General features: G+C 67.9%; 18 protein-coding genes. 6 read left to right on the top strand and 12 right to left on the bottom strand.

Annotated features, from left to right (window positions below; genetic code table 11):
* The first annotated feature begins 69 nt into the window (after positions 1–69).
* Positions 70–351 carry a hypothetical protein gene (locus tag QWY80_RS13380; RefSeq protein WP_290232323.1) on the top strand — a complete coding sequence of 94 codons (282 nt, stop codon included), beginning with the start codon at positions 70–72 and terminating at the stop codon, positions 349–351.
* A 78-nt stretch (positions 352–429) separates the two neighbouring features.
* Here QWY80_RS13380 and QWY80_RS13375 read toward each other — a convergent pair whose 3' ends face one another.
* Positions 430–897, bottom strand: coding sequence for an outer membrane lipoprotein (locus QWY80_RS13375; protein WP_290232320.1), 468 nt, complete (start codon positions 895–897; stop codon positions 430–432).
* Between the two features lie 620 nt (positions 898–1,517).
* Between QWY80_RS13375 and QWY80_RS13370 the strand changes: the two genes are divergently transcribed.
* Entirely contained in the window at positions 1,518–1,739 is a 222-nt protein-coding gene (locus tag QWY80_RS13370; RefSeq protein WP_290232318.1) for a hypothetical protein, read from the top strand.
* 137 nt (positions 1,740–1,876) lie between these two features.
* On the opposite strand, the gene QWY80_RS13365 is transcribed toward QWY80_RS13370, so the two are convergent.
* The 8 genes from QWY80_RS13365 to QWY80_RS13330 all read right to left on the bottom strand — a co-directional run bounded on the left by QWY80_RS13365 (position 1,877) and on the right by QWY80_RS13330 (position 10,220).
* Positions 1,877–3,469, bottom strand: a complete 1,593-nt coding sequence (locus QWY80_RS13365) for an isocitrate lyase (protein ID WP_290232316.1) — start codon at positions 3,467–3,469, stop codon at positions 1,877–1,879.
* 327 nt (positions 3,470–3,796) lie between these two features.
* Positions 3,797–4,225, bottom strand: a complete 429-nt coding sequence (locus QWY80_RS13360; protein ID WP_290232314.1) for a GNAT family N-acetyltransferase — start codon at positions 4,223–4,225, stop codon at positions 3,797–3,799.
* Between the two features lie 3 nt (positions 4,226–4,228).
* Positions 4,229–5,398: a cupin domain-containing protein gene (locus QWY80_RS13355; RefSeq protein WP_290232312.1), complete on the bottom strand. Its 1,170-nt coding sequence runs from the start codon at positions 5,396–5,398 to the stop codon at positions 4,229–4,231.
* Positions 5,399–5,583: 185 nt separating this feature from the next.
* A complete protein-coding gene (gene purB / locus QWY80_RS13350) occupies positions 5,584–6,948 on the bottom strand; it encodes an adenylosuccinate lyase (protein ID WP_290232609.1) in 1,365 nt (454 codons plus the stop codon).
* 228 nt (positions 6,949–7,176) lie between these two features.
* Positions 7,177–7,818 (bottom strand): high frequency lysogenization protein HflD, encoded by a 642-nt coding sequence (hflD, locus tag QWY80_RS13345; protein WP_290232310.1) that lies wholly within the window; start codon positions 7,816–7,818, stop codon positions 7,177–7,179.
* On the bottom strand, positions 7,815–8,927 hold the full coding sequence (mnmA, locus tag QWY80_RS13340) for a tRNA 2-thiouridine(34) synthase MnmA (protein WP_290232308.1): 1,113 nt from the start codon (positions 8,925–8,927) through the stop codon (positions 7,815–7,817). The genes hflD and mnmA overlap by 4 nt, the downstream gene beginning before the upstream one ends.
* A gap of 196 nt (positions 8,928–9,123) precedes the next feature.
* Positions 9,124–9,573 carry an NUDIX domain-containing protein gene (locus tag QWY80_RS13335; RefSeq protein WP_290232306.1) on the bottom strand — a complete coding sequence of 150 codons (450 nt, stop codon included), beginning with the start codon at positions 9,571–9,573 and terminating at the stop codon, positions 9,124–9,126.
* Positions 9,570–10,220 (bottom strand): pseudouridine synthase, encoded by a 651-nt coding sequence (locus tag QWY80_RS13330; RefSeq protein WP_290232304.1) that lies wholly within the window; start codon positions 10,218–10,220, stop codon positions 9,570–9,572. Before QWY80_RS13330 ends, QWY80_RS13335 begins: the two co-directional genes overlap by 4 nt.
* Before the next feature lie 285 nt (positions 10,221–10,505).
* Here QWY80_RS13330 and QWY80_RS13325 point away from each other — a divergent pair, with 285 nt between their 5' ends.
* The 3 genes from QWY80_RS13325 to clpA all read left to right on the top strand — a co-directional run bounded on the left by QWY80_RS13325 (position 10,506) and on the right by clpA (position 15,708).
* Positions 10,506–12,740, top strand: coding sequence for an NADP-dependent isocitrate dehydrogenase (locus tag QWY80_RS13325; RefSeq protein ID WP_290232302.1), 2,235 nt, complete (start codon positions 10,506–10,508; stop codon positions 12,738–12,740).
* A 197-nt stretch (positions 12,741–12,937) separates the two neighbouring features.
* Entirely contained in the window at positions 12,938–13,288 is a 351-nt protein-coding gene (clpS, locus tag QWY80_RS13320) for an ATP-dependent Clp protease adapter ClpS (protein ID WP_290232300.1), read from the top strand.
* Between the two features lie 143 nt (positions 13,289–13,431).
* The gene (gene clpA / locus QWY80_RS13315) at positions 13,432–15,708 is read left to right on the top strand and encodes an ATP-dependent Clp protease ATP-binding subunit ClpA (RefSeq protein WP_290232298.1); all 2,277 of its coding nucleotides are present in this window, start codon (positions 13,432–13,434) and stop codon (positions 15,706–15,708) included.
* A gap of 108 nt (positions 15,709–15,816) precedes the next feature.
* On the opposite strand, the gene infA is transcribed toward clpA, so the two are convergent.
* The 3 genes from infA to aat all read right to left on the bottom strand — a co-directional run bounded on the left by infA (position 15,817) and on the right by aat (position 17,671).
* Positions 15,817–16,035, bottom strand: a complete 219-nt coding sequence (gene infA, locus QWY80_RS13310) for a translation initiation factor IF-1 (protein ID WP_010627817.1) — start codon at positions 16,033–16,035, stop codon at positions 15,817–15,819.
* 129 nt (positions 16,036–16,164) lie between these two features.
* Entirely contained in the window at positions 16,165–16,902 is a 738-nt protein-coding gene (locus QWY80_RS13305; RefSeq protein WP_290232282.1) for an arginyltransferase, read from the bottom strand.
* A 25-nt stretch (positions 16,903–16,927) separates the two neighbouring features.
* Positions 16,928–17,671 carry a leucyl/phenylalanyl-tRNA--protein transferase gene (aat, locus tag QWY80_RS13300; protein ID WP_290232280.1) on the bottom strand — a complete coding sequence of 248 codons (744 nt, stop codon included), beginning with the start codon at positions 17,669–17,671 and terminating at the stop codon, positions 16,928–16,930.
* 152 nt (positions 17,672–17,823) lie between these two features.
* Between aat and QWY80_RS13295 the strand changes: the two genes are divergently transcribed.
* A complete protein-coding gene (locus QWY80_RS13295; RefSeq protein ID WP_290232277.1) occupies positions 17,824–20,877 on the top strand; it encodes a DNA translocase FtsK in 3,054 nt (1,017 codons plus the stop codon).
* Positions 20,878–20,960 lie beyond the last annotated feature (83 nt).

The raw sequence follows: 20,960 nt of genomic DNA, 5'->3' as shown, positions 1-20,960 counted from the left end.
GGGGCTAACCTAGCGGCCAAACTCTCGCTATCTCGCTACCCCATCGACATCCTTTGCGGAGACTCCCATATGACCCAAGTCGTGATCTGGCTGATCGCCTTCGCCGCGATCCTCGTCCTTTCCCTGATGCGCTGGTCTGCCCTCAGTCCCTCCCTGGACCGGGTGCTGCCCCGGGCGATGAAGACCGATGGCGACAACGGCGTCGTCTGGAGCCTGGCCCTGGCCATCCTGGGGGCTACCACCCTGGTGCGCCCGGTGGACGTGCTGATCACCGCCATCGTCATCGGCGTCCTGCTGGTGGTCGGCATCAAGCTCGGCGGCTGGGCGATGAACAAGGTCGATTTCCACTGAGGCGCCGTCCCGACGACCCGATACGCGAAGGCCCGCGGAGCGATCCGCGGGCCTTCTGCGTCATGGCCTGCGATCGGCTCAGTAGGGGGCTACGGTGACGTTGGCGCCGCTGCCGATCAGGCGGACCCGCTGGCCCACCTGGAAGTTCTGGTCGGCCTTCTGCACCACCACGACGTTCATGCCGTCGTCGCGGCGAATCTCCATCTCCCAGGCGGTGACCCGGTTGCTGGACTCCTCGATCCTGCTGCCGGCCACGGCGCCGCCGATGACGCCGGCCGCGGTGGCCAGCCGACGGCCGGAACCGCCACCGACCTGGTTGCCCAGCAGGCCACCGATCACGGCACCGCCGCCGGTGCCGACGATGCCGCCGGCACGGCTGTCGGCCTGGACCTGCACCTGGCGCAGGGCCTGGATGGTACCGAAGCGGACGGTCTGCTCGGCACCCACCTGGTTGCTGCTGTAGACGTTACCGCCCATCGGGGCGGTGTTGGCACAGCCGACGAGGGTCAGGGCACCGAGGGCGATGATGGGGAGAAGACGTTTCATGAATGACCTCCTGAGGCGTGTTGCGAGGCGGCGTGCCTCGATTGCGTGGTCCGGGAGGGAACGGCAGGCTGGTGAAGGGATTCATCCCGAGTCTATCCTGTCGGGTTTTACTTTGACCAGCGGCCGGCGAATGCTTGCCCGTATTCTAGTTGAGCAAATGCGCAAGGAGTTTGGAAGTCGCATGGCCAGGAGGCCTATTCCCTCCTCCGGAAGGAAGGTTCGATGGCGGTTCCCGTCGTGGGTGCCGAGACCTCTTCTGAAAATTACCGACAGTTTTGCGCTGCATCAGGCCGAAATGTAGTCGAGTTACAACCCGCGTTGCGCCCAAGGGGGCATTGTTGGCTGGCCCGGTCTGAACCATAGTCAAGGTACAGCGCAGGCAGAGCTTCGTTACCCCCGATTCGCTGCCCTGCACTGGGCTACATCCGAGGCGCTTCTCTTCATGATCCAGGCGCCAGAGGCGATGGTCTTTCCAAGCTTGTGACCATTTCGCAATTGCAGCACTGGGTGCTTACCCGGCCCAGCATGAGTAGCAAATACACAACCATGCCATCGCGGATGGCGGTCTCGCGACGAGACACTATCCCGGCAGCGGATGGCCACAGCATGAGGTGTTACACATGAACTGCATCGAACTGAGCCAACAAGCCGACCTCATTGCCAGCAGCTTCAGCAAGCAGGATCTGGCCAAGCTGGTGCTGGCCCTGAAGAGCAATCGGGAGTCCCTGCAGCATGCCGTCGAGGTGATTGATACCATCGACAGCCGCCTGGGATGCACGCTCGACGAAGCCTGGGATGAAGTGCTGACCGGTGACTCGCAGTTGCAAGTCGAGGAGGAATAAGGCGCCTTTTCCCTGACCGGTAATCTCTGCCCACCCCGCCATCAGGCGGGGTGGGCTTTTTCATGGCGGCGGCGATGGGACGAAAAAAGGGAGGCCGAGGCCTCCCGAAGGTTCCAGGCGCTGATGCGCCGCCATGCTCAGAACTGGTTCATGGTGTTGTCCTTGCCCCCGGCCTTGAGGGCCGCCTCGCCGTGGAAGAACTCCTTGTGGTCGTCGCCGATGTTGGAGCCGGCCATGTCCTGGTGCTTGACGGTGGCGATGCCCTCGCGGATCTCGCGGCGCTGAACCCCGGCCACATAGGCCAGCATGCCCTCGTCACCGAAGTAACCGCGGGCCAGGTTGTCGGTGGACAGGGCCGCGGTGTGGTAGGTGGGCAGGGTAATCAGGTGGTGGAAGATGCCGGCCTCGCGGGCGCCGTCGCGCTGGAAGTTGCGGGTCCACTCGTCGGCCAGGGCCGCCAGTTCGGTGGCGTCGTACTTCTCGTTCATCAGGTCGGCGCGGTCGTAGGCGGAGACGTCCTTGCCCTCGGCCTCCCAGGCGTCGAAGACCTGCTGACGGAAGTTGAGGGTCCAGTTGAAGGACGGCGAGTTGTTGTAGACCAGCTTGGCGTCCGGGCAGACCTCGCGGATGCGATTGACCATGCCGGCGATCTGGCCGACGTGGGGCTTCTCGGTCTCGATCCACAGCAGGTCGGCGCCGTTCTGCAGGCTGGTGATGCAGTCCAGCACCACGCGGTCCTCCCCGGTGCCCGGCTTGAACTGGTAGAGCCCGGAGGCCAGGCGCTTGACCTTGACCAGCTTGCCGTTCTGCTTGATGACCACGTCGCCGTTGTCGATATCCGAGGCCGAGGTGATCTCGTCGCCATCCAGGTAGCCGTTGTACTGGTCGCCCAGGTCGCCGGGCTCCTTGGTCACGGCGATCTTCTGGGTCAGGCCGGCCCCCAGGGAGTCGGTGCGGGCGACGATCACGCCGTCCTCCACGCCGAGCTCCAGGAAGGCGTAGCGCACGGCGTTGATCTTGGCGATGAAGTCCTCGTGGGGCACGGTGACCTTGCCGTCCTGGTGGCCGCACTGCTTCTCGTCGGAGACCTGGTTCTCGAGCTGGATGCAGCAGGCTCCGGCCTCGATCATCTTCTTGGCCAGCAGGTAGGTGGCCTCGGCATTGCCGAAGCCGGCATCGATGTCGGCGATGATCGGCACCACATGGGTCTCGTGGTTATCGATCTGCGCCTCCAGTTCGGCCACCCGGGGCTCGTCGCCGGCCTTGCGGGCGGCTTCCAGGTCGCGGAACAGGTGGTTGAGTTCCCAGGCATCGGCCTGGCGCAGGAAGGTGTAGAGCTCCTCGATCAGTGCCGGGACGCTGGTCTTCTCGTGCATCGACTGGTCGGGCAGCGGACCGAACTCGGAGCGCAGGGCAGCGACCATCCAGCCGGAGAGGTAGAGGTAGCGACGCTTGGTGGTGCCGAAGTGCTTCTTGATGGAGATCAGCTTCTGCTGGCCGATGAAGCCGTGCCAGCAGCCCAGCGACTGGGTGTACCGGGAGCTGTCGGCGTCGTAGGCCGCCATGTCCTCACGCATGATCCTGGCGGTGTAGCGAGCGATGTCCAGGCCGGTCTGGAAGCGGTTCTGGGCGCGCAGACGGGCGGCATCCTCGGGGCTGATGTTCGCCCACCTGCCGCGCTGGGCCTCGCGAAGCTGGGTCAGTGCCTTGATATCGTCTCGGTATGACATGGGCCTTCCTCCTTCGGTTCGGGTCGGTCGCTCGCGGGTATCGGCGTATGCTGCACCTGCGAAACGCTTTCAGGTTCGTCCAGCGGCGGCGTCCTGTCTCTGCTGCCTTGGTCGAATAGCGATAAGTTTGAAACGAACGTTTTCATTGCGGCCTGGGGGTCATCATGAAACGGGCGTTTTTCTCTCGCCTTGAGTCGCACTATGGCCCATGAAGACTGGGGACAACAATGGTCACTTTGGGGCAGGAAGGGTTGTAGCTCGACTACAGAGAGGCCGATACAGGCCCCGAGCTGTAGTCTTTTTTCGTTTGAGGAAAGGTGAGCAGGCTCAGGAATCGGCCAGCGGAAGGCACATATTGCGGTGCGGAATTCCGGCATCGAGGAACTCGGGACCGAAGGCCTCGAAGCCGAGGCGTTCGTAGAAGGGCAGGGCGTGTGTCTGGGCGGCGAGCTCGATGCCGGCGTGGCCGTGGCGACGGGCGGTGGCGATGGCGGCGGCCATCAGGGCCTCGCCGATGCCCTGGCCGCGTGCCTCGCGCAGTACGGCGACGCGGCCGATATGGGCGTCGGGGAGCAGTCGCGCGGTGCCCACCGGCGTGCCGTCCAGCAGGGCCAGGAAATGGCGGCACTCGGGGTCGCGGCCGTCCCACTCCTCCTCGATGGGCACCCGCTGCTCCTCGATGAACACCACCCGGCGGATCTCGCCGGCCGCCTCGCCGAGCGCCTCCCAGTCGCCTTCACGGATCTCGAGTGTCATGCATCACTCCTCCTCGAACTCATCCGCCCAGGTCAGGCTGCCGGCGTCGAGCAGGGCGGCCAGCAGTTCGGCGGCGCCGTCGAACTCGAGCAGCTCGGCATCCAGCGGGGCGTCCGAGGCCAGGACCTGCGCCAGGGGCAGGGCGCACTCGGCGCCGTCGCCATCGGCGAACAGCGTGGCCCGGTCATTGCCCAGATCGCGCCAGGCGAAGCGCGAGCCGGGGCTGCGCAGCAGCTCCTCGCCGTCCTGTAGTGTCGCAACAAGCTCGGCGGGATCGGTGGGCTGCTCGTTGGGCACCAACTGGTCGACGTACTTGGGCTGGGTCATGACCCGGCCGAACCACTGGGCCAGCCGGGCGGGGTCGTCCAGGGTCTCGAGGATCAGCCGGCGCATGCGCTCCACGGCGGCGTCGTCGAGCTCCCCGGCATCCTCGGGCGGCGCCATGCCGGCGTCGGCGTAGCGCAGCGAGGGCGGCAGCTTGTCGCCCAGGAAATCGGCGAAGGAGGCGATCGCCTCGTCGGCAGAGGGCGCGCGGAAGCCCACCGAGAGGGTGAGGCAGTCGTCGGACTCGCTGACGCCGTGGTGGGCCCAGCCGGGCGGCAGATAGAGCATATCGCCCGGCTCGAGAATCCAATCATCTCCAGGTGCCACCTCGAAGCGCTCGAGGATGCGCAGGTCGATACCGGGAAGGATCGGGGCGTCGTCGGGGACCCGGCCGCCCAGCTGCCAGCGGCGCTGGCCCAGGCCCTGGAGCAGGAAGACGTCGTACTGGTCGACGTGGGGGCCGACGCTGCCGCCCGGCGGGGCGTAGCTGATCATGATGTCGTCGAGGCGCCAGCGGGGCAGGAAGGTGAAGTGCTCGAGCAGTTCGGCCGCCTCGGGCACGTAGTGGTCGACGGCTTGCACCAGCAGGGTCCAGTCGCGTTCCGGCAGGCGCGCGAAGGTCTGCTCGTCGAAGGGGCCGTGGCTGACCCGCCAGGGGCCCTGCGCTTCCACCAGGCGCGCCTCCACGCCCTCCTCGCAGGCCAGGCCGGCCAGCTCGTCGGGGTCCAGCGGACACTGGAAGTCGGGGAAGGCGCCTCGGATCAGCACCGGCTTCTGCTGCCAGTAGTCGCGCAGGAACTCGGCGGCGCTCAGGCCGCCGAGCATCGGGAGAGGCGAATCAGAGGACATAAGGACCACCTGTGTCCGGGATACGTTGAGCCGCGAAGGGCGTTGGCATCGCGGCTACCCCGGCGACAGGCCTGTGCGAGGGCGCTGTAAATACCTCCCTGTACGCTACCGATTCCTTCCCTGGAATCGGACCCTCTTCAGGCCTGTCCCCGGCGCCGCTCACCTTGCTGCTTACAGCTTCCAGCTTAAAGCTTGCGAGCTTGCTCGCCGGCGTTACCGATATAGCTGGCCGGGCTCAGCGCCTTGAGCTCGGCCTTCACGTCCTCGGGCAACTCCAGGGTATCGATGAAGGCGGCGAAGCCGGCCCGGTCGATGCGCTTGCCGCGGGTCAGCTCCTTGAGCTTCTCGTAGGGCTTCTCGATACCGTAGCGGCGCATCACCGTCTGGATCGGCTCGGCGAGCACTTCCCAGCTGGCGTCGAGGTCCTCGGCGAGGCGCGCCGGGTTGGCCTCGAGCTTGCCGATGCCCTTGAGCGAGGCCTGGTAGGCGATCAGGCCGTAGGCCAGGCCCACGCCCAGGTTGCGCAGCACCGTGGAGTCGGTGAGGTCGCGCTGCCAGCGGGAGATCGGCAGCTTCTGGGCCAGGTGGCCGAGGATGGCGTTGGCCAGCCCCAGGTTGCCCTCGGAATTCTCGAAGTCGATCGGGTTGACCTTGTGGGGCATGGTCGAGGAGCCGATCTCGCCGGCCACGGTCCTCTGCTTGAAGTAGCCCAGCGAGATGTAGCCCCAGACGTCGCGGTCGAAGTCGATCAGGATGGTGTTGAAGCGGCAGATCGCATCGAACAGCTCGGCGATGTAGTCGTGGGGCTCGATCTGGGTGGTGTAGGGGTTGAAGGTCAGTCCCAGGCCCTCGACGAAGGTGCGGGCATTGGCCTCCCAGTCCACCTCCGGGTAGGTGGCCAGGTGGGCGTTGTAGTTGCCCACGGCGCCGTTGATCTTGCCGAGGATCTCCACGGCCTCGATCTGCTTCAGCTGGCGACGCAGGCGGTAGGCGACGTTGGCCATCTCCTTGCCCAGGGTGGTGGGGCTGGCGGTCTGGCCGTGGGTGCGCGACAGCATCGGCTGGTCGGCGTGCTCCCGGGCCAGGCGGGCCACCTCGTCGGCGACCCGGTGCATCACCGGCAGCAGGGCCTGGAGGCCGTCGCTGAGCATCACGCCGTGGGAGAGGTTGTTGATGTCCTCGCTGGTGCAGGCGAAGTGCACGAACTCGGTCACGGCATGCAGCTCCGGCAGGCCCTCGATCTTCTCCTTGATGAAGTACTCCACCGCCTTGACGTCGTGGTTGGTGGTGCGCTCGATCTCCTTGATGCGCTCGGCATCGGTCACGGAGAAGTCGCGGAGCATGGTCTCGAGGAAGGCGGTGGCCTCGGCGGAGAGTGGTGGCACCTCGGTGATGCCGGCCAGCTCGGCGAGGCGCTGCAGCCAGCGCACCTCGACGGTGACCCGGGCGCGGATCAGGCCGAATTCGCTGAAGTGCTCGCGCAGGGCGGCGGCCTTGGCTTCGTAGCGACCGTCGACGGGGGACAGGGCGGTGAGGGCGGAGAGGGGCAGGGGGGCGGCTTGCATGGGTTAGCTTCCGGATCGTCGATTAAGGAGACACTGCTTAAATACCTGCGCGGGCGAATCGCTGCGTTACGCGCTGCTGGTGCGCCAGCCCGGTCGACATCCTCACCTAGTACCGCATAGGCTCCGGTGTCTGCGCTGCGGGCGCCTTGCGCTTCATCCCGCTCGGTCGATTTATTCAGTGTCTCCCAAGTGATGGAATGATAAGTAAATGGGTCAGCTTAGCTGGTCCAGGGCCTTCTTCAGGGCGCCGCGCTGGAAGACCAGCTTCCAGCGCCGGCCGCCCTGCTGGTGCCACAGCAAGGCGAAGCGGATGCCGGCCAGCAGGCAGGCACGCACCCGCTCGGGCATCATGCGGCTCTGCAGCAGCGAGGGGTCGCCCTGCACCACGATGCGGGTCTTGAAGGTGGAGACCGTCTCCTGATAGGCCTCGCCGAGGCTGGCGATGACGTTCTCGTGGGTGTTGCCGAAGTGCCCGGCCTGGCCCTGGATGCGCGATAGCTGGTTGCCGAGCTCGTCGAGCATGGCGGTGTTGCCGCGCAGCTTGTTCATCAGCAGCAGCAGCGAGAAGCCGTAGCGCAGCACCACCGGGTTGGCCTGCTTGCGGCCGACCACGGCGTCGAGCACCTCGAGGCCGCGACGCAGGTTGTTGGGATGGCCGCCGTAGATCGCCTCGAAGCTCTCCGGGTCGGTGTCCAGGGTGGCGTGGATCAGGGTGTCCCAGGCGCGCTGGTCCACCTGGCCGGTACGCGCCAGCTCGTCGACCAGGCTGGCCGACTGGAAGACGCCGGCCAGCGCCAGGGCCTGGCGGGTCACGGGGTCGTCCGGCACGCGATGGATCGGGGTGGACGCGGTCATGCGGCCACCTCCGTGGCGTTCCAGGTGTCGCGGATCACGCCGCCGCCCAGGCAGAGGTCGCCGTCGTAGAGGACCAGCGACTGGCCCGGCGTGACGGCGCGCTGGGGGCGGTCGAAGCGCACCTCGACACCACCGTCGGCGGCCACGCGCATGCGGCAGGGCACGTCCGCCTGGCGGTAGCGGGTCTTGGCGGTGACGCGGCCCTCCGTCGCTGGTGGCGCACCGGCGACCCAGTCCATGGCCTCGGTGGCCAGACTGTCGGTGTAGAGCAGTGGGTGATGCTTGCCCTGCACGGCGACCAGCACGTTGCGCTCGAGGTCCTTGGCGGCCACGTACCAGGGCTCCTCCGGGTAGTCGGCGAGCCCGCCGATGCCCAGCCCCTGGCGCTGGCCCAGGGTGTAGTACATCAGCCCCATATGCTCGCCGATGGTGTCGCCGTCCGGCGTCTCGATGGTGCCGGGCTGGGCCGGCAGGTACTGCCGGAGGAAGTCGCGGAAGCGCCGCTCGCCGATGAAGCAGATCCCCGTCGAATCCTTCTTCCTGGCCGTGGCCAGCCCATGGCGATCGGCGATGGCGCGCACCTCGGGCTTCTCCAGTTCGCCCACCGGGAAGAGGGTGCGGGCGATGGCGGCCTCGGGCACAGCATGCAGGAAGTAGCTCTGGTCCTTGTTGATGTCTCGCCCCTTGAGCAGCCGCGGTCGGCCGTCGCGCACGCCGCCGCGCACGTAGTGGCCGGTGGCGATCCGCTCGGCGCCGAGTATTTCGGCGTACTCCAGGAACACCTTGAATTTGATCTCGCGGTTGCAGAGGATGTCCGGGTTCGGCGTGCGCCCGGCCCGGTACTCGGCCAGGAAGTGCTCGAAGACGTTATCCCAGTACTCGGCGGCGAAGTTGGCGGTATGCAGCTCGATGCCGAGCTTCTCGCACACGGCCTCGGCGTCCGCCAGGTCGGCCTTGGCGGTACAGTACTCGGTGCCGTCGTCCTCGTCCCAGTTCTTCATGAACAGGCCTTCGACCCGGTAACCCTGCTCCAGCAGCAGCAGGGCGGACACGGAGGAGTCGACGCCGCCGGACATGCCGACGATCACCTTGCCTGGGGTGGCGGTCATGGGCGCCCTCGGAATCGGTGGATCCTAAATGGGCGAGGATTATACATGATGTGAGCGCCGAGCGCCGAGCGCCGAGGTCATACTGCGCTCCTTGCTCCTTGCTCCTTGCTCCTTGCTCCTTGCTCCTTGCTCCTTGCTCCTTGCTCCTTGCTCCTTGCTCCTTGCTCCTTGCTCCTTGCTCCTTGCTCCTTGCCCCTTACCGCTCGTGGATAACATCCATGGGGTAGAAGCGCCCGGCCAGGGCGTCGCGCACCCGGCGCAGGACCAGGGGGCTTCTCAGCCGGCGCTGGCGATCCAGGGCCTCCAGCTCCTCCAGGGGCAGCCAGTGCACGGCGTGGATCGCCGGGTCCAGGTCGTTGCCCATGTGGGCCAGGGCCATGCCCAGGAAGGCGTGGCTGTGGAAGGTGAGGCCGTCCGGTGCCTCATAGACGTACATGCCCAGGTAGTCGCTGATGCCGACCCGCCAGGCGGTCTCCTCCTCGACCTCGCGCAGGGCGGCGTCGCGGATCCGTTCACCCGGTTCCAGGTGGCCGGCGGGCTGGTTGAAGACGGTCTGGGTGCCGCCGCGATCCTCCTCCACCATCAGGAAGGAGCCGGCGCGTTCCACCACGCAGGCCACGGTGACATGGGGGTGCCAGCGGCTCATCGCTTGCCTCCTCTCCGGTGGTTGCTGCCGTCCGTGCCCGGCCGCTTGCCGCTGCGTCGGCGTGGCGTCGGGCCGTGGGACGGCGTCGGCGCGTGCAGGGTCTCGCGGCGCCACTCGCCGGGTGCCAGGTCGTCGAGCCGCCAGGGACCGATGGTTACGCGCACCAGGCGCAGCGTGGGGTGGCCGACGTGGGCGGTCATGCGGCGTACCTGACGGTTGCGTCCTTCGGTGATGGTCAGCTCCAGCCAGGTGGTGAGCGGATGGCGCCGCGGGTCCAGCGGTGGGTCGCGCTCGGGCAGGGCCGGGGTGGCGAGGCGGCGCACCTTCGCCGGCCGGGTCGGCCCGTCCTTCAGTTCGACCCCGTCGCGCAGCGCCTGCAGGGCGGTATCGCCGGGCTCGCCCTCCACCTGCACGCGGTAGGTCTTGGGCTGCTTGTGGTGCGGGTGGGCGATGCGATGGATCAGTTCGCCGTCGTCGCTGAGCAGCAGCAGGCCCTCGGAGTCGTGGTCGAGGCGACCCGACGGGTAGATGCCCGGCACCTCGATGTAGTCGGCCAGGGTGGCACGGCGCGAGCCATCCGCCCCGGTCCGGTCGGTGAACTGGGAGAGGACGCGGTACGGCTTGTGGAAGAGGTATAGGCGGCTCATGGGGGAATCTTACCCCGAGGCGACCCCGGATGGCAGGTGGCGCAGGGGGATCGGGGCCCGGATCCATTGCTCATGCGTCGTCTGCGGTGGACTGGTATACTGCGCCTCGCTCGCCGGGAGCGCCCTCGTCATTTCAGGACCTGCCGTGACCCGCCCCGAGGGCCGGAGTCGCCGGGCCGGCCGATGTCTCGTCGCCGGAGCGGGTCCCTGTTCACCCGACATCGTGAGCGAGCGCTGCCGATCCCGTTTCATGCCATTGCAGTGACCAGAGAGATCAACGCCAACATGTCAAAAACGCCGAAGATTATCTACACGCTCACCGACGAAGCGCCGGCCCTGGCCACCCATTCCCTGCTGCCGATCATCGACGCCTACACCGACTCCGCCGGCATCGCCGTGGAGACCCGGGACATCTCCCTGGCCGGCCGCATCATCGCGCAGTTCCCCGACTACCTGACCGACGAGCAGCAACTGGGGGATCACCTGGCCGAGCTGGGCGAGCTGGCCAAGACGCCCGAGGCCAACATCATCAAGTTGCCCAACATCAGCGCCTCGCTGCCGCAGCTCAAGGCCGCCATTCGTGAGCTCCAGGCGCAGGGCTACAAGTTGCCCGACTACCCCGACGAGCCGACCACCCAGGTCGAGCACGACATCCAGGCGCGCTACGACCGCGTCAAGGGCAGTGCCGTCAACCCGGTGCTGCGTGAAGGCAACAGCGACCGCCGTGCGCCGAGGTCGGTCAAGAACTACGCCCGCAAGTACCCGCACCGCATGGGCGAGTGGAGTGCCGACTCGCGCTCCCACGTGGCCCACATGAACGAAGGGGACTTCTATGGCAGCGAGAAGTCGGCCACCCTGGCGGCCGAGGGTGCGGCCAGGATCGAGCTGGTCACCAAGGACGGTAGCACCACCGTGCTCAAGGAGCAGACCCCGGTGCAGGCCGGTGAGGTGATCGACGGCGCGGTGATGAGCGAAAAGGCCCTCAGCGCCTTCGTCGCCGAGCAGATCGAGGATGCCAAGCGGCAGGACGTGCTCTTCTCCCTGCACCTCAAGGCCACCATGATGAAGGTCTCGGACCCGATCATGTTCGGCATGGTGGTCAACGAGTTCTACCGCGACGTGCTGGAGAAGCACGCCGAGGCGCTGGAGCAGGTGGGCTTCGACCCCAACAACGGCATCGGCGACCTCTACGCCACCCTCGCCAAGCTGCCCGAGGCCAAGCGGGCCGAGATCGAGGGTGACATCGAGGCGCTCTATGCCGAGCGTCCCCACCTGGCGATGGTCAACTCCCACAAGGGCATCACCAACCTGCACGTGCCGAGCGACGTGATCATCGACGCCTCCATGCCGGCGATGATTCGCGATTCCGGCAAGATGTGGGGCTCCGACGATGCCCTGCACGATGCCAAGGCGGTGATCCCCGATCGCTGCTATGCCGGCATCTACCAGGCCGTCATCGACGACTGCAAGCAGCACGGCGCCTTCGATCCCACCACCATGGGCAGCGTGCCCAACGTCGGCCTGATGGCCCAGAAGGCCGAGGAGTACGGCTCCCACGACAAGACCTTCCAGGTGCCCGCCGACGGCACCGTGCGCGTCGTCGACGAACAGGGCAGCCTGTTCTTCGAGCATGCCGTGGAGAAGGGCGATATCTGGCGCATGTGCCAGACCAAGGACGCCCCGATCAAGGACTGGGTCAAGCTGGCCGTGACCCGTGCCCGCGAGAGCGACACCCCCGCGGTGTTCTGGCTCGATGCCCAGCGTGCCCACGATGCGCAACTGATCAGGAAGGTCGAGGCCTACCTCGCCGAGCACGACACCAGCGGCCTGGACATCCGCATCATGGCGCCGGTGGAGGCGATGGAGTTCTCCCTGGCGCGCATCCGCAAGGGCGAGGATACCATCTCGGTGACCGGCAACGTGCTGCGCGACTACCTGACCGACCTCTTCCCGATCATGGAGCTGGGGACCAGCGCCAAGATGCTCTCCATCGTGCCGCTGATGAACGGTGGCGGCCTGTTCGAGACCGGCGCCGGTGGCTCGGCACCCAAGCACGTGCAGCAGTTCCTCGAGGAGAACCACCTGCGCTGGGACTCCCTGGGCGAGTTCCTGGCCCTGGCCGCTTCCCTGGAGCACCTGGGCAAGACCTTCGACAACGCCCGGGCCCGGGTGCTGGCCAAGGCGCTGGACGAGGCCAACGGCAAGTTCCTCGACAGCAACAAGTCGCCCTCGCGCAAGGTCGGCGAGCTGGACAACCGCGGCAGCCATTTCTACCTGGCCCTGTACTGGGCCGAGGCGCTGGCCGCCCAGGAGGAGGATACCGAGCTCAAGGCGCTGTTCGGTAAGCTGGCCGAGGAACTCTCCGCCAAGGAGTCGGTGATCGTCGAAGAGCTCAATGCGGTTCAGGGGCAACCGGTGGACATCAACGGCTACTACCACCCGGACCTGGCGCTGGCCGGCACCGCCATGCGGCCCAGCCGGACCCTCAACACTGCCCTGGAGCTGGTGGCCAAGCGCTGAGGCACCACCGCGAGCGCCGTCGTCGGCACTCGCCGTGCCCGGCCCCCGCCTGGCTTCCGGGCGGGGGCCGCTGCATTGTGGGCATGGCACGCTGCGGTATGGTGGAAGGCAAACATGAACCCGCTTGCCTCGACGGCGTCCAATGTCGGTTAGACTGATGGATGGCGAGCGGCCTGTCGCGACGGATGATGGTGGTTATGTTCGAGAGAGACCTGCGGTGCGGCATGACGCGCCCTCCGGGAACCGAGGAGGAGGGCGACCAGGCGGTGCAGACCGCCGAGCCGGAACTGGCCGAGCCGCCGATGTACAAAGTGGTATTGCACAATGACGACTTCACCCCCATGGAGTTCGTGGTGGAGGTGCTACAGACCTTCTTCCAGATGGATAGCGAGACCGCGGTGCAGGTGATGCTGACGGTGCACACGCAGGGCAAGGCGACCTGCGGCATCTTCACCCGCGACATCGCGGAAACCAAAAGCCATCAGGTCAATCAATACGCTAGAGAGTGTCAGCATCCGCTGCTCTCGGACATCGAGGCGACGGACTGACCCCCCGGACATGGTCGCGACGGGCGTGACACCGGCTGCCGTTGGCAGCAAGGCTTGCAACGGTGGCATTTGTGCCCGATGTTGATGATGCCGGACCTCGAAAGATCCGACGCAAAGCCCTGGGCGGCAAGAAGGGGACTGCCATGCTGAGCAAAGAACTTGAACTGACCCTGAACACGGCCTTCACCGTGGCGCGTTCCAAGCGTCACGAGTTCATGACCGTGGAGCACCTGCTGCTGGCTCTGCTGGACAATGCTTCCGCGGCAGACGTGCTGCGTGCCTGCGGGGCCAACCTCGACAAGCTGCGGTCCGACCTGCAGGACTTCATCAACTCCACCACCCCGCTGATTCCCGAGGACCAGGCGGATCGCGAGACCCAGCCGACCCTGGGCTTCCAGCGCGTGTTGCAGCGTGCCGTCTTCCACGTGCAGTCCTCCGGCAAGAGCGAGGTCACCGGGGCCAACGTGCTGGTGGCGATCTTCTCCGAGCAGGAGAGCCAGGCGGTCTACTTCCTGAAGCAGCAGAACGTGGCCCGGGTCGATGCCGTCAACTACATCGCCCACGGCATCTCCAAGGTGTCCGGCCATGGCCAGAGCCCCTCGTCCTCTCCCTCCAGCGATGCCGAGGAGGCCGAGGAAGGCGGTGAGACCGCCTCCAACCCTCTGACCGGCTATGCCACCAACCTCAACGAGCAGGCCCGCATGGGCAAGATCGACCCGCTGATCGGCCGCGAGCATGAGCTGGAGCGGGTGGTGCAGATCCTCGCCCGGCGGCGCAAGAACAACCCGCTGCTGGTGGGCGAGGCCGGCGTGGGCAAGACCGCCATCGCCGAGGGCCTGGCCAAGCGCGTCGTCGAGGAGGACGTGCCCGAGGTGATCGGCGATGCCGTGGTCTATTCCCTGGACATGGGCGCGCTGCTCGCCGGCACCAAGTATCGTGGCGACTTCGAGAAGCGCCTCAAGAGCCTGCTGGCCGAGCTGCGCAAGCAGCCCAATGCCGTGCTGTTCATCGACGAGATCCACACCGTGATCGGTGCCGGCGCCGCCTCCGGTGGGGTGATGGACGCCTCCAACCTGCTCAAGCCGCTGCTCTCCTCCGGCGAGTTGCGCTGCATCGGCTCCACCACCTTCCAGGAGTACCGTGGCATCTTCGAGAAGGACCGCGCCCTGGCGCGTCGTTTCCAGAAGGTGGACGTGCCGGCGCCCTCGGTGGAGGACACCATCCGCATCCTCAAGGGGCTGCGTTCGCGCTTCGAGGAACATCACCAGCTCAAGTACACCGACGGTGCCCTGGATAGCGCGGCGCGCCTGGCGGATCGCTACATCAACGACCGCCACCTGCCCGACAAGGCGATCGACGTGATCGACGAGGCCGGCGCCCACCAGCGGCTGCTGCCGCCGGAGGTGCGGGTCGACACCATCGACGTCGACCAGGTCGAGGCGGTAGTGGCCTCGATCGCGCGGATTCCGCCGAAGAGCGTCTCCAGCTCCGACCGCAAGCTGCTCGCCAACCTCGACCGCGATCTCAAGATGCTGGTGTTCGGCCAGGACGAGGCGATCGACAGCCTGGCGGCGGCGATCAAGTTGTCGCGGGCCGGCCTCAAGTCGCCGGACAAGCCGGTGGGCAGTTTCCTGTTCGCCGGCCCCACCGGGGTGGGCAAGACCGAGGTGGCCCGCCAGCTGTCCAAGATCATGGGCATCGAGCTGTTACGCTTCGACATGTCGGAGTACATGGAGCGCCACACGGTGTCACGGCTGATCGGCGCGCCTCCGGGCTACGTGGGCTACGATCAGGGGGGGCTGCTCACCGAGGCGATCACCAAGCAGCCCCACTGCGTGCTGCTGCTCGACGAGATCGAGAAGGCGCATCCCGAGGTCTTCAACCTGCTGCTGCAGGTGATGGACCATGGCCGGTTGACCGACAACAACGGCCGCGAGGCGGACTTCCGCCACGTGATCGTGATCATGACCTCCAACGCCGGGGTCGAGCTGGCCACGCGGCGTTCCATCGGCTTCCAGACCCAGGACCACTCCACCGATGCCCTGGAGGCGATCCGCAAGACCTTCTCGCCGGAGTTCCGCAACCGCCTGGACGGCATCATCCAGTTCCACTCCCTGCCCACCTCGGTGGTGCGCAGCGTGGTGGACAAGTTCCTGGTGGAACTGCAGGCCCAACTCGACGAGAAGCGCGTCCAGCTCGACGTGGACGAGGAGGCACGGGCCTGGCTGGCGGAGCAGGGCTACGATCCCGACATGGGCGCCCGTCCCATGGCGCGCCTGATCCAGGAGAAGCTCAAGAAGCCGTTGGCCGAGCTGATCCTGTTCGGCGAGCTCTCCGAGCATGGCGGGGTGGTGCACGTCAGCGTGGAGGATGGCGAGCTGCACCTCGCAACCGAGGCGGAGCTGGCCGACGCGCCTTGAGGCGCCTCGGCCTCCGGCACGACACAGCGCCCTGTCCACGGACGGGGCGTTGTCGTGTGCGGCGGGGGTGCCGGACGGGAACCGGTCGAGGGCGCTCGACCGCCGGGATCAGCGGGAGCGGTAGACGATGCGACCCTTGGTCAGGTCGTAGGGAGTCAGTTCCACCTTGACCTTGTCGCCGGTCAGGATGCGGATGTAGTTCTTGCGCATCTTGCCGGAGATGTGCGCGGTCACCACGTGGCCGTTCTCCAACTCGACGCGGAAAGTGGTATTGGGAAGGGTGTCGACGACGACGCCTTCCATCTCGATATGGTCTTCACGTGCCATATAGGCGATTCCTCGCTGGTGGATGAGACATGCGGGCGACGGGACATCGCGGGCCCGTGCCGGAAGAATAGCGCGATATTGTGCCGCATGCCGCCCGCCATGGCAAAGAAGCGCCGCGAATGGTGCCGTTCAGGTGGGGATCATGCGGCGCCAGTGGCGACCGTCGAGCCGCTCCAGGGGCTGGAAGGCCTGCTTGTAGGCCATCTTGCGGCATTCGCGGATCCAGTACCCCAGGTAGACGTGGGGCAGGCCGCGACGCCGGGCCTGCTCGATCAGGGTGAGCACCGCGAAGGTTCCCAGCGAGCGGCGCTCCAGGGCCGGATCGGGGTCGAAGAAGGTGTAGATCGCCGACAGGCCGTGCTCCAGCTGGTCGTAGGCCGCCACCGCCACCAGCCGGCCGGCCAGGCGGAACTCCAGCAGCCGCGCGTACTCCTGGTCGAGGGTCAGGAAGGTACGGTACTGCTCGTGGCTCGGTGGATACATGTCGCCGTCGGCGTGGCGGGTACGGATGTAGCGGGCGTAGAGGGCGTAGTGCTCGGGATCGTAGATCGCCGGACGCAGGTGCAGGCTGAGGTCGGCGTTGCGCCGGGCCAGGCGCCGCTGGGTGCGGTTGGGGGCGAAGTCGTCCACCGGGATGCGCACCGAGATGCAGGCGCTGCAGCCCTCGCAGTGGGGGCGGTAGAGGTGGCGTCCGCTGCGCCGGAAACCGAGCAGGGCCAGGGTGTCGTAGACGCCCTGGCCGGGCGACTCCTGAGGATCCAGGAACAGGGTGGTCGCCTCGCGCCCCTCCAGATAGCTGCAGGCGTGGGGCACGGTGAGGAAGAAGCGCAGGTCCCGTACGGGCTGTCGGGGGGCGTTGCTGCTCACGGTGACTCTCCCTGGAGCGAGGCGGTCAAGTGGCGTCCTCGTCGAGCCCGTCGAGGGGCGCGAAGGACCATCGGGCGGCCAGGAAGCCGGCGTCGTCGGGCTCCACCTCCGGCGGGCTCCCCAGCCACTCCTCAAGATAGCCGATGAAGGCTTCCCGAGCGATGTCGCAGGCACCCAGGCTGGCCAGGTGGTCGGTATGCATCTGGCAGTCGATCAGCCGGCCGCCGCCGACGACCATGGCGCGGGCCAGCCTGACCAGCGCCACCTTGGAGGCGTCCGGCTCGCGGGAGAACATCGACTCGCCGAAGAACACCGGGCCCAGGGCCACGCCGTAGAGCCCGCCCACCAGCCGTGCGTCCCGCCATACCTCCACGGAGTGGGCGGCGCCGAGGGCGTGCAGCCGGCCGTAGGCCACGCGCATCTCGTCGCTGATCCAGGTGCCGGGCTGGCCCCTGCGTGGTGCCGCGCAGGCCGCCACCACGGCGTCGAAGGCGCGGTCCGCGGTGACCGTGAAGCCGGCGTTGCGCAGGCGCTTGGCCAGGCTGCGGCGAACCCGGATCTCCTCGGGGAAGAGCACCATGCGCGGGTCCGGGCTCCACCACAGGATCGGCTGGTCGTCACCGTACCAGGGGAAGATACCGCGGCGATAGGCGGCCAGCAGCCAGCGGGGAGTCAGCTCGCCGCCGGCGGCGAGCAGGCCGTCGGGCTCGTCCAGGGCCTGGGCCACGGGCGGGAAGCGGACGGGGTGGGGCGGGAGCCAGGGCAGCATGGCGGACGGCATCCTTGCGGCGGGATCGACAGTGTGCCGCCCACGTCGACCCGGCTCAAGCCACACCCACTGTGATGGGCGCCGCCGGCTCGGTATGATTGGCGCCACGCAACCGGAAGAGACGCCAGGCGTGGCGCAAGGGGGATGACCACTTGAGTGTCGATAAGCAGACCTCGTCGCGTCGTGTGAACGCGGCGCATGCCAGGGAGACGGCGAAGCGCTTCGGCTTGAAGCTGCAGGGGGCGGCTCGCGAGGGAGTGGCGATCCTGCTGCTGGCCGCCTGCGTGTTCCTGCTGCTGGCCCTGTTCAGCTTCGAGTCCGCCGACCCCGGCTGGTCGCGCAGCGGTCCCGAGACCGAGGTGGCCAACTGGATGGGGCCGGTGGGTGCCTGGCTCGCCGATGTGCTCTATTCGCTGTTCGGCGTGAGTGCCCTGTGGTGGCCCGGCATGCTGGGCTTCGCCGCCTGGCGCCTGCTGCGCGCCCGCCAGGTCCACCTGGAGTGGGATGCCACGGCGCTGGCGGTGCGTGGCGGCGGCCTGGTGCTGCTGTTGCTGGGTACCACCACCCTGGGAGCGTTGCACTTCTACACCCCCGAGGGGCCCTTGCCCTATTCCACCGGTGGCATCCTCGGCGAGGGGCTGGTGGGGGCTCTGCTGCCGATGGTGGGTGCGGGCGGCACCGGCCTGCTGGCGCTCGCCGCCATGCTCTGCGGTTTCCCGCTGTTCACCGGGGTCTCCTGGCTCTCGGTGATGGACGAGGTCGGCCACCGGGCACTACGGCTGTGGGGCTGGATCGCCCAGCGCTTCGCCTTCTCGGGCGCGGGCCCTGCCGCCCCCGAGGAGCCTCGGGCCGAGACACGCCCCGCTCGCCGGGCGTCCGGTGGCGAGGCGAAGGCCGCCAGCGATGCGGCGGAAGGCGAGGCCGCCTCCTCGGAAGCGCCCCGTCGTTCCTGGTGGCGGCGCCTGCGGCCCGGCGGGCGTGAAGGCGATCCCGACCCGGCGTCAGCGGGCGGTCCCCGCCGCGAACCCGGCTTCGGCAACGATGGCGACACCCAGATCCCCTGGGAAGTCCCCGAGCGCACCCCCTCGGCCAAGCAGCCGGGAGCCGCCTACGCCGAGCGTCAGCGATCCTCGGCCTCCGCCGCCGAGGTGCGGGGCGGACGGCGCGAGCCGGGGCTCACCCTGGGGGCCGGCGAGACGCCCGACGCCCCGCGGGGCACCCCGGCGGCCGCGGGCGCCTCGCTCGCCCCGAGCGGAGCCGATACCGTCACCGCCGGGCGCCTCGGCAGCGGGGCGCCTGATGCCGGGGAGGCCCCCCGAGGGGGGATGCCCACCGCCGAGACCTCGCGGCGTGTACCGGAGACGGTGCCCGAGCCGGTGTTGCCCGACGACGACGAACCGGTCTCCGCCTGGCCGGGGGCCTCGCTGCGGGCCAGTCGGGAGGAGGCGACGGTGGCCCCTCGGACGACGCCCGAGCCGGAGGCGCCCCGGCCCGCCGGGGAGCCCCGCGACTCTGGCAAGGCCGACGCGCTGCAGCCACCGGATCCCGAGCAGCTCCCCGGCGAGGACGACGAGTCCCCGCGCCTGGCCACCGCGGACCAGGCCCGCGAGGCTACCGAGGAGGAGGGCATGCGGCTGTGGACGGTGGAGCATCTGCAGAACCAGCGTCCGGCCTTCAATGACATGCCGGAGCCGGAGGGCGAGTTGCCCAGTCTGCGCCAGTTGACCCCGCCGGAGCCCCACCAACCCAACTTCAGCCGCGAACAGCTCGCCGAGATGGCCGAGCTGCTGGAGGTGCGGCTGCGCGAGTACGGCGTCAAGGCCGAGGTGGTGGAGACCTGGCCGGGGCCGGTGATCACGCGTTTCGAGATCAAGCCCGCCGCCGGGGTGAAGGTCTCCAAGATCAGCAACCTGGCCAAGGACCTGGCGCGCTCGCTGATGGTCAAGAGCGTGCGGGTGGTGGAGGTGATCCCCGGCCGCCCCACGGTGGGCATCGAGATCCCCAACCCCCATCGCGCCATGATCCGCCTGCGCGAGGTGATCGACTCCGATCGTTACCAGCAGGAGGCCTCGGCGCTGACCCTGGCGCTGGGCCAGGACATCGGCGGCGGGCCGGTGGTGGCCAACCTGGGCAAGATGCCCCACCTGCTGGTCGCCGGCACCACCGGCTCGGGCAAGTCGGTGGGGGTCAACGCCATGCTGATCTCCATGCTGCTCAAGGCCACCCCCGACGAGCTGCGCATGATCATGGTCGATCCCAAGATGCTGGAGTTGTCGGTCTACGACGGTATCCCGCACCTGCTGGCGCCGGTGGTCACCGACATGAAGGAGGCCGCCAACGCCCTGCGCTGGTGTGTGGCCGAGATGGAGCGGCGCTACAAGCTGATGGCGTCCATGGGGGTGCGCAACATCGCCGGCTTCAACGCCAAGCTCGACGAGGCCAATCGCGCCGGCGCCCAGGTGGCCGACCCGCTGTGGGAACCGCAGCCCTGGGAGATGCACGAGACCCCGCCGGTGCTCGAGAAGCTGCCCTACATCGTGGTGGTGATCGACGAGTTCGCCGACATGTTCATGATCGTCGGCAAGAAGGTCGAGGAACTGATCGCGCGCCTGGCCCAGAAGGCTCGGGCCGCCGGCATCCACCTGATCCTGGCCACCCAGCGCCCCTCGGTGGACGTGGTCACCGGCCTGATCAAGGCCAACGTGCCGACCCGCATGGCCTTCCAGGTCTCCTCCCGGGTCGACTCGCGTACCATCCTCGATCAGGGCGGCGCCGAGAACCTGCTGGGCCACGGCGACATGCTCTACCTGCCGGCGGGCTCCGGCATGCCCACGCGGGTGCACGGCGCCTTCGTCGACGACGACGAGGTGCACCGGGTGGTGGAGGACTGGAAGCGTCGCGGCGAACCGGAGTACATCGAGGAGATCCTCTCCGGCGGCGTCTCGGCGGAGGCCCTGGCCGGGCTGGAGTCCGAGGGCGGAGGCAGCGACGGCGACGATGCCGAACAGGATGCCCTCTACGACGAGGCGGTGGCCTTCGTCACCGAGTCGCGGCGGGCCTCCATCTCGGCGGTGCAGCGCCGCTTCAAGATCGGCTACAACCGCGCCGCTCGCCTGGTCGAGGCGATGGAGATGGCCGGTGTCGTCTCGACCATGGGGACCAACGGCTCCCGCGAGGTGCTGGCGCCGCCCCCGGCGGGCGACTAGCCGGCGCGTCGCTGCGTCGGCCGGACGCGACGTGCCCCGTCAACCATGCAACCACCATGCAAGCGCCGCCCGGGCCGCAACCC

Source organism: Halomonas ramblicola, assembly GCF_030409215.1.
In the GTDB taxonomy this organism is placed as follows: Bacteria; Pseudomonadota; Gammaproteobacteria; order Pseudomonadales; family Halomonadaceae; genus Halomonas; species Halomonas ramblicola.
Note: the sequence above shows the minus strand (reverse complement) of the source record. Positions and strands in the feature narration are given on the sequence as shown.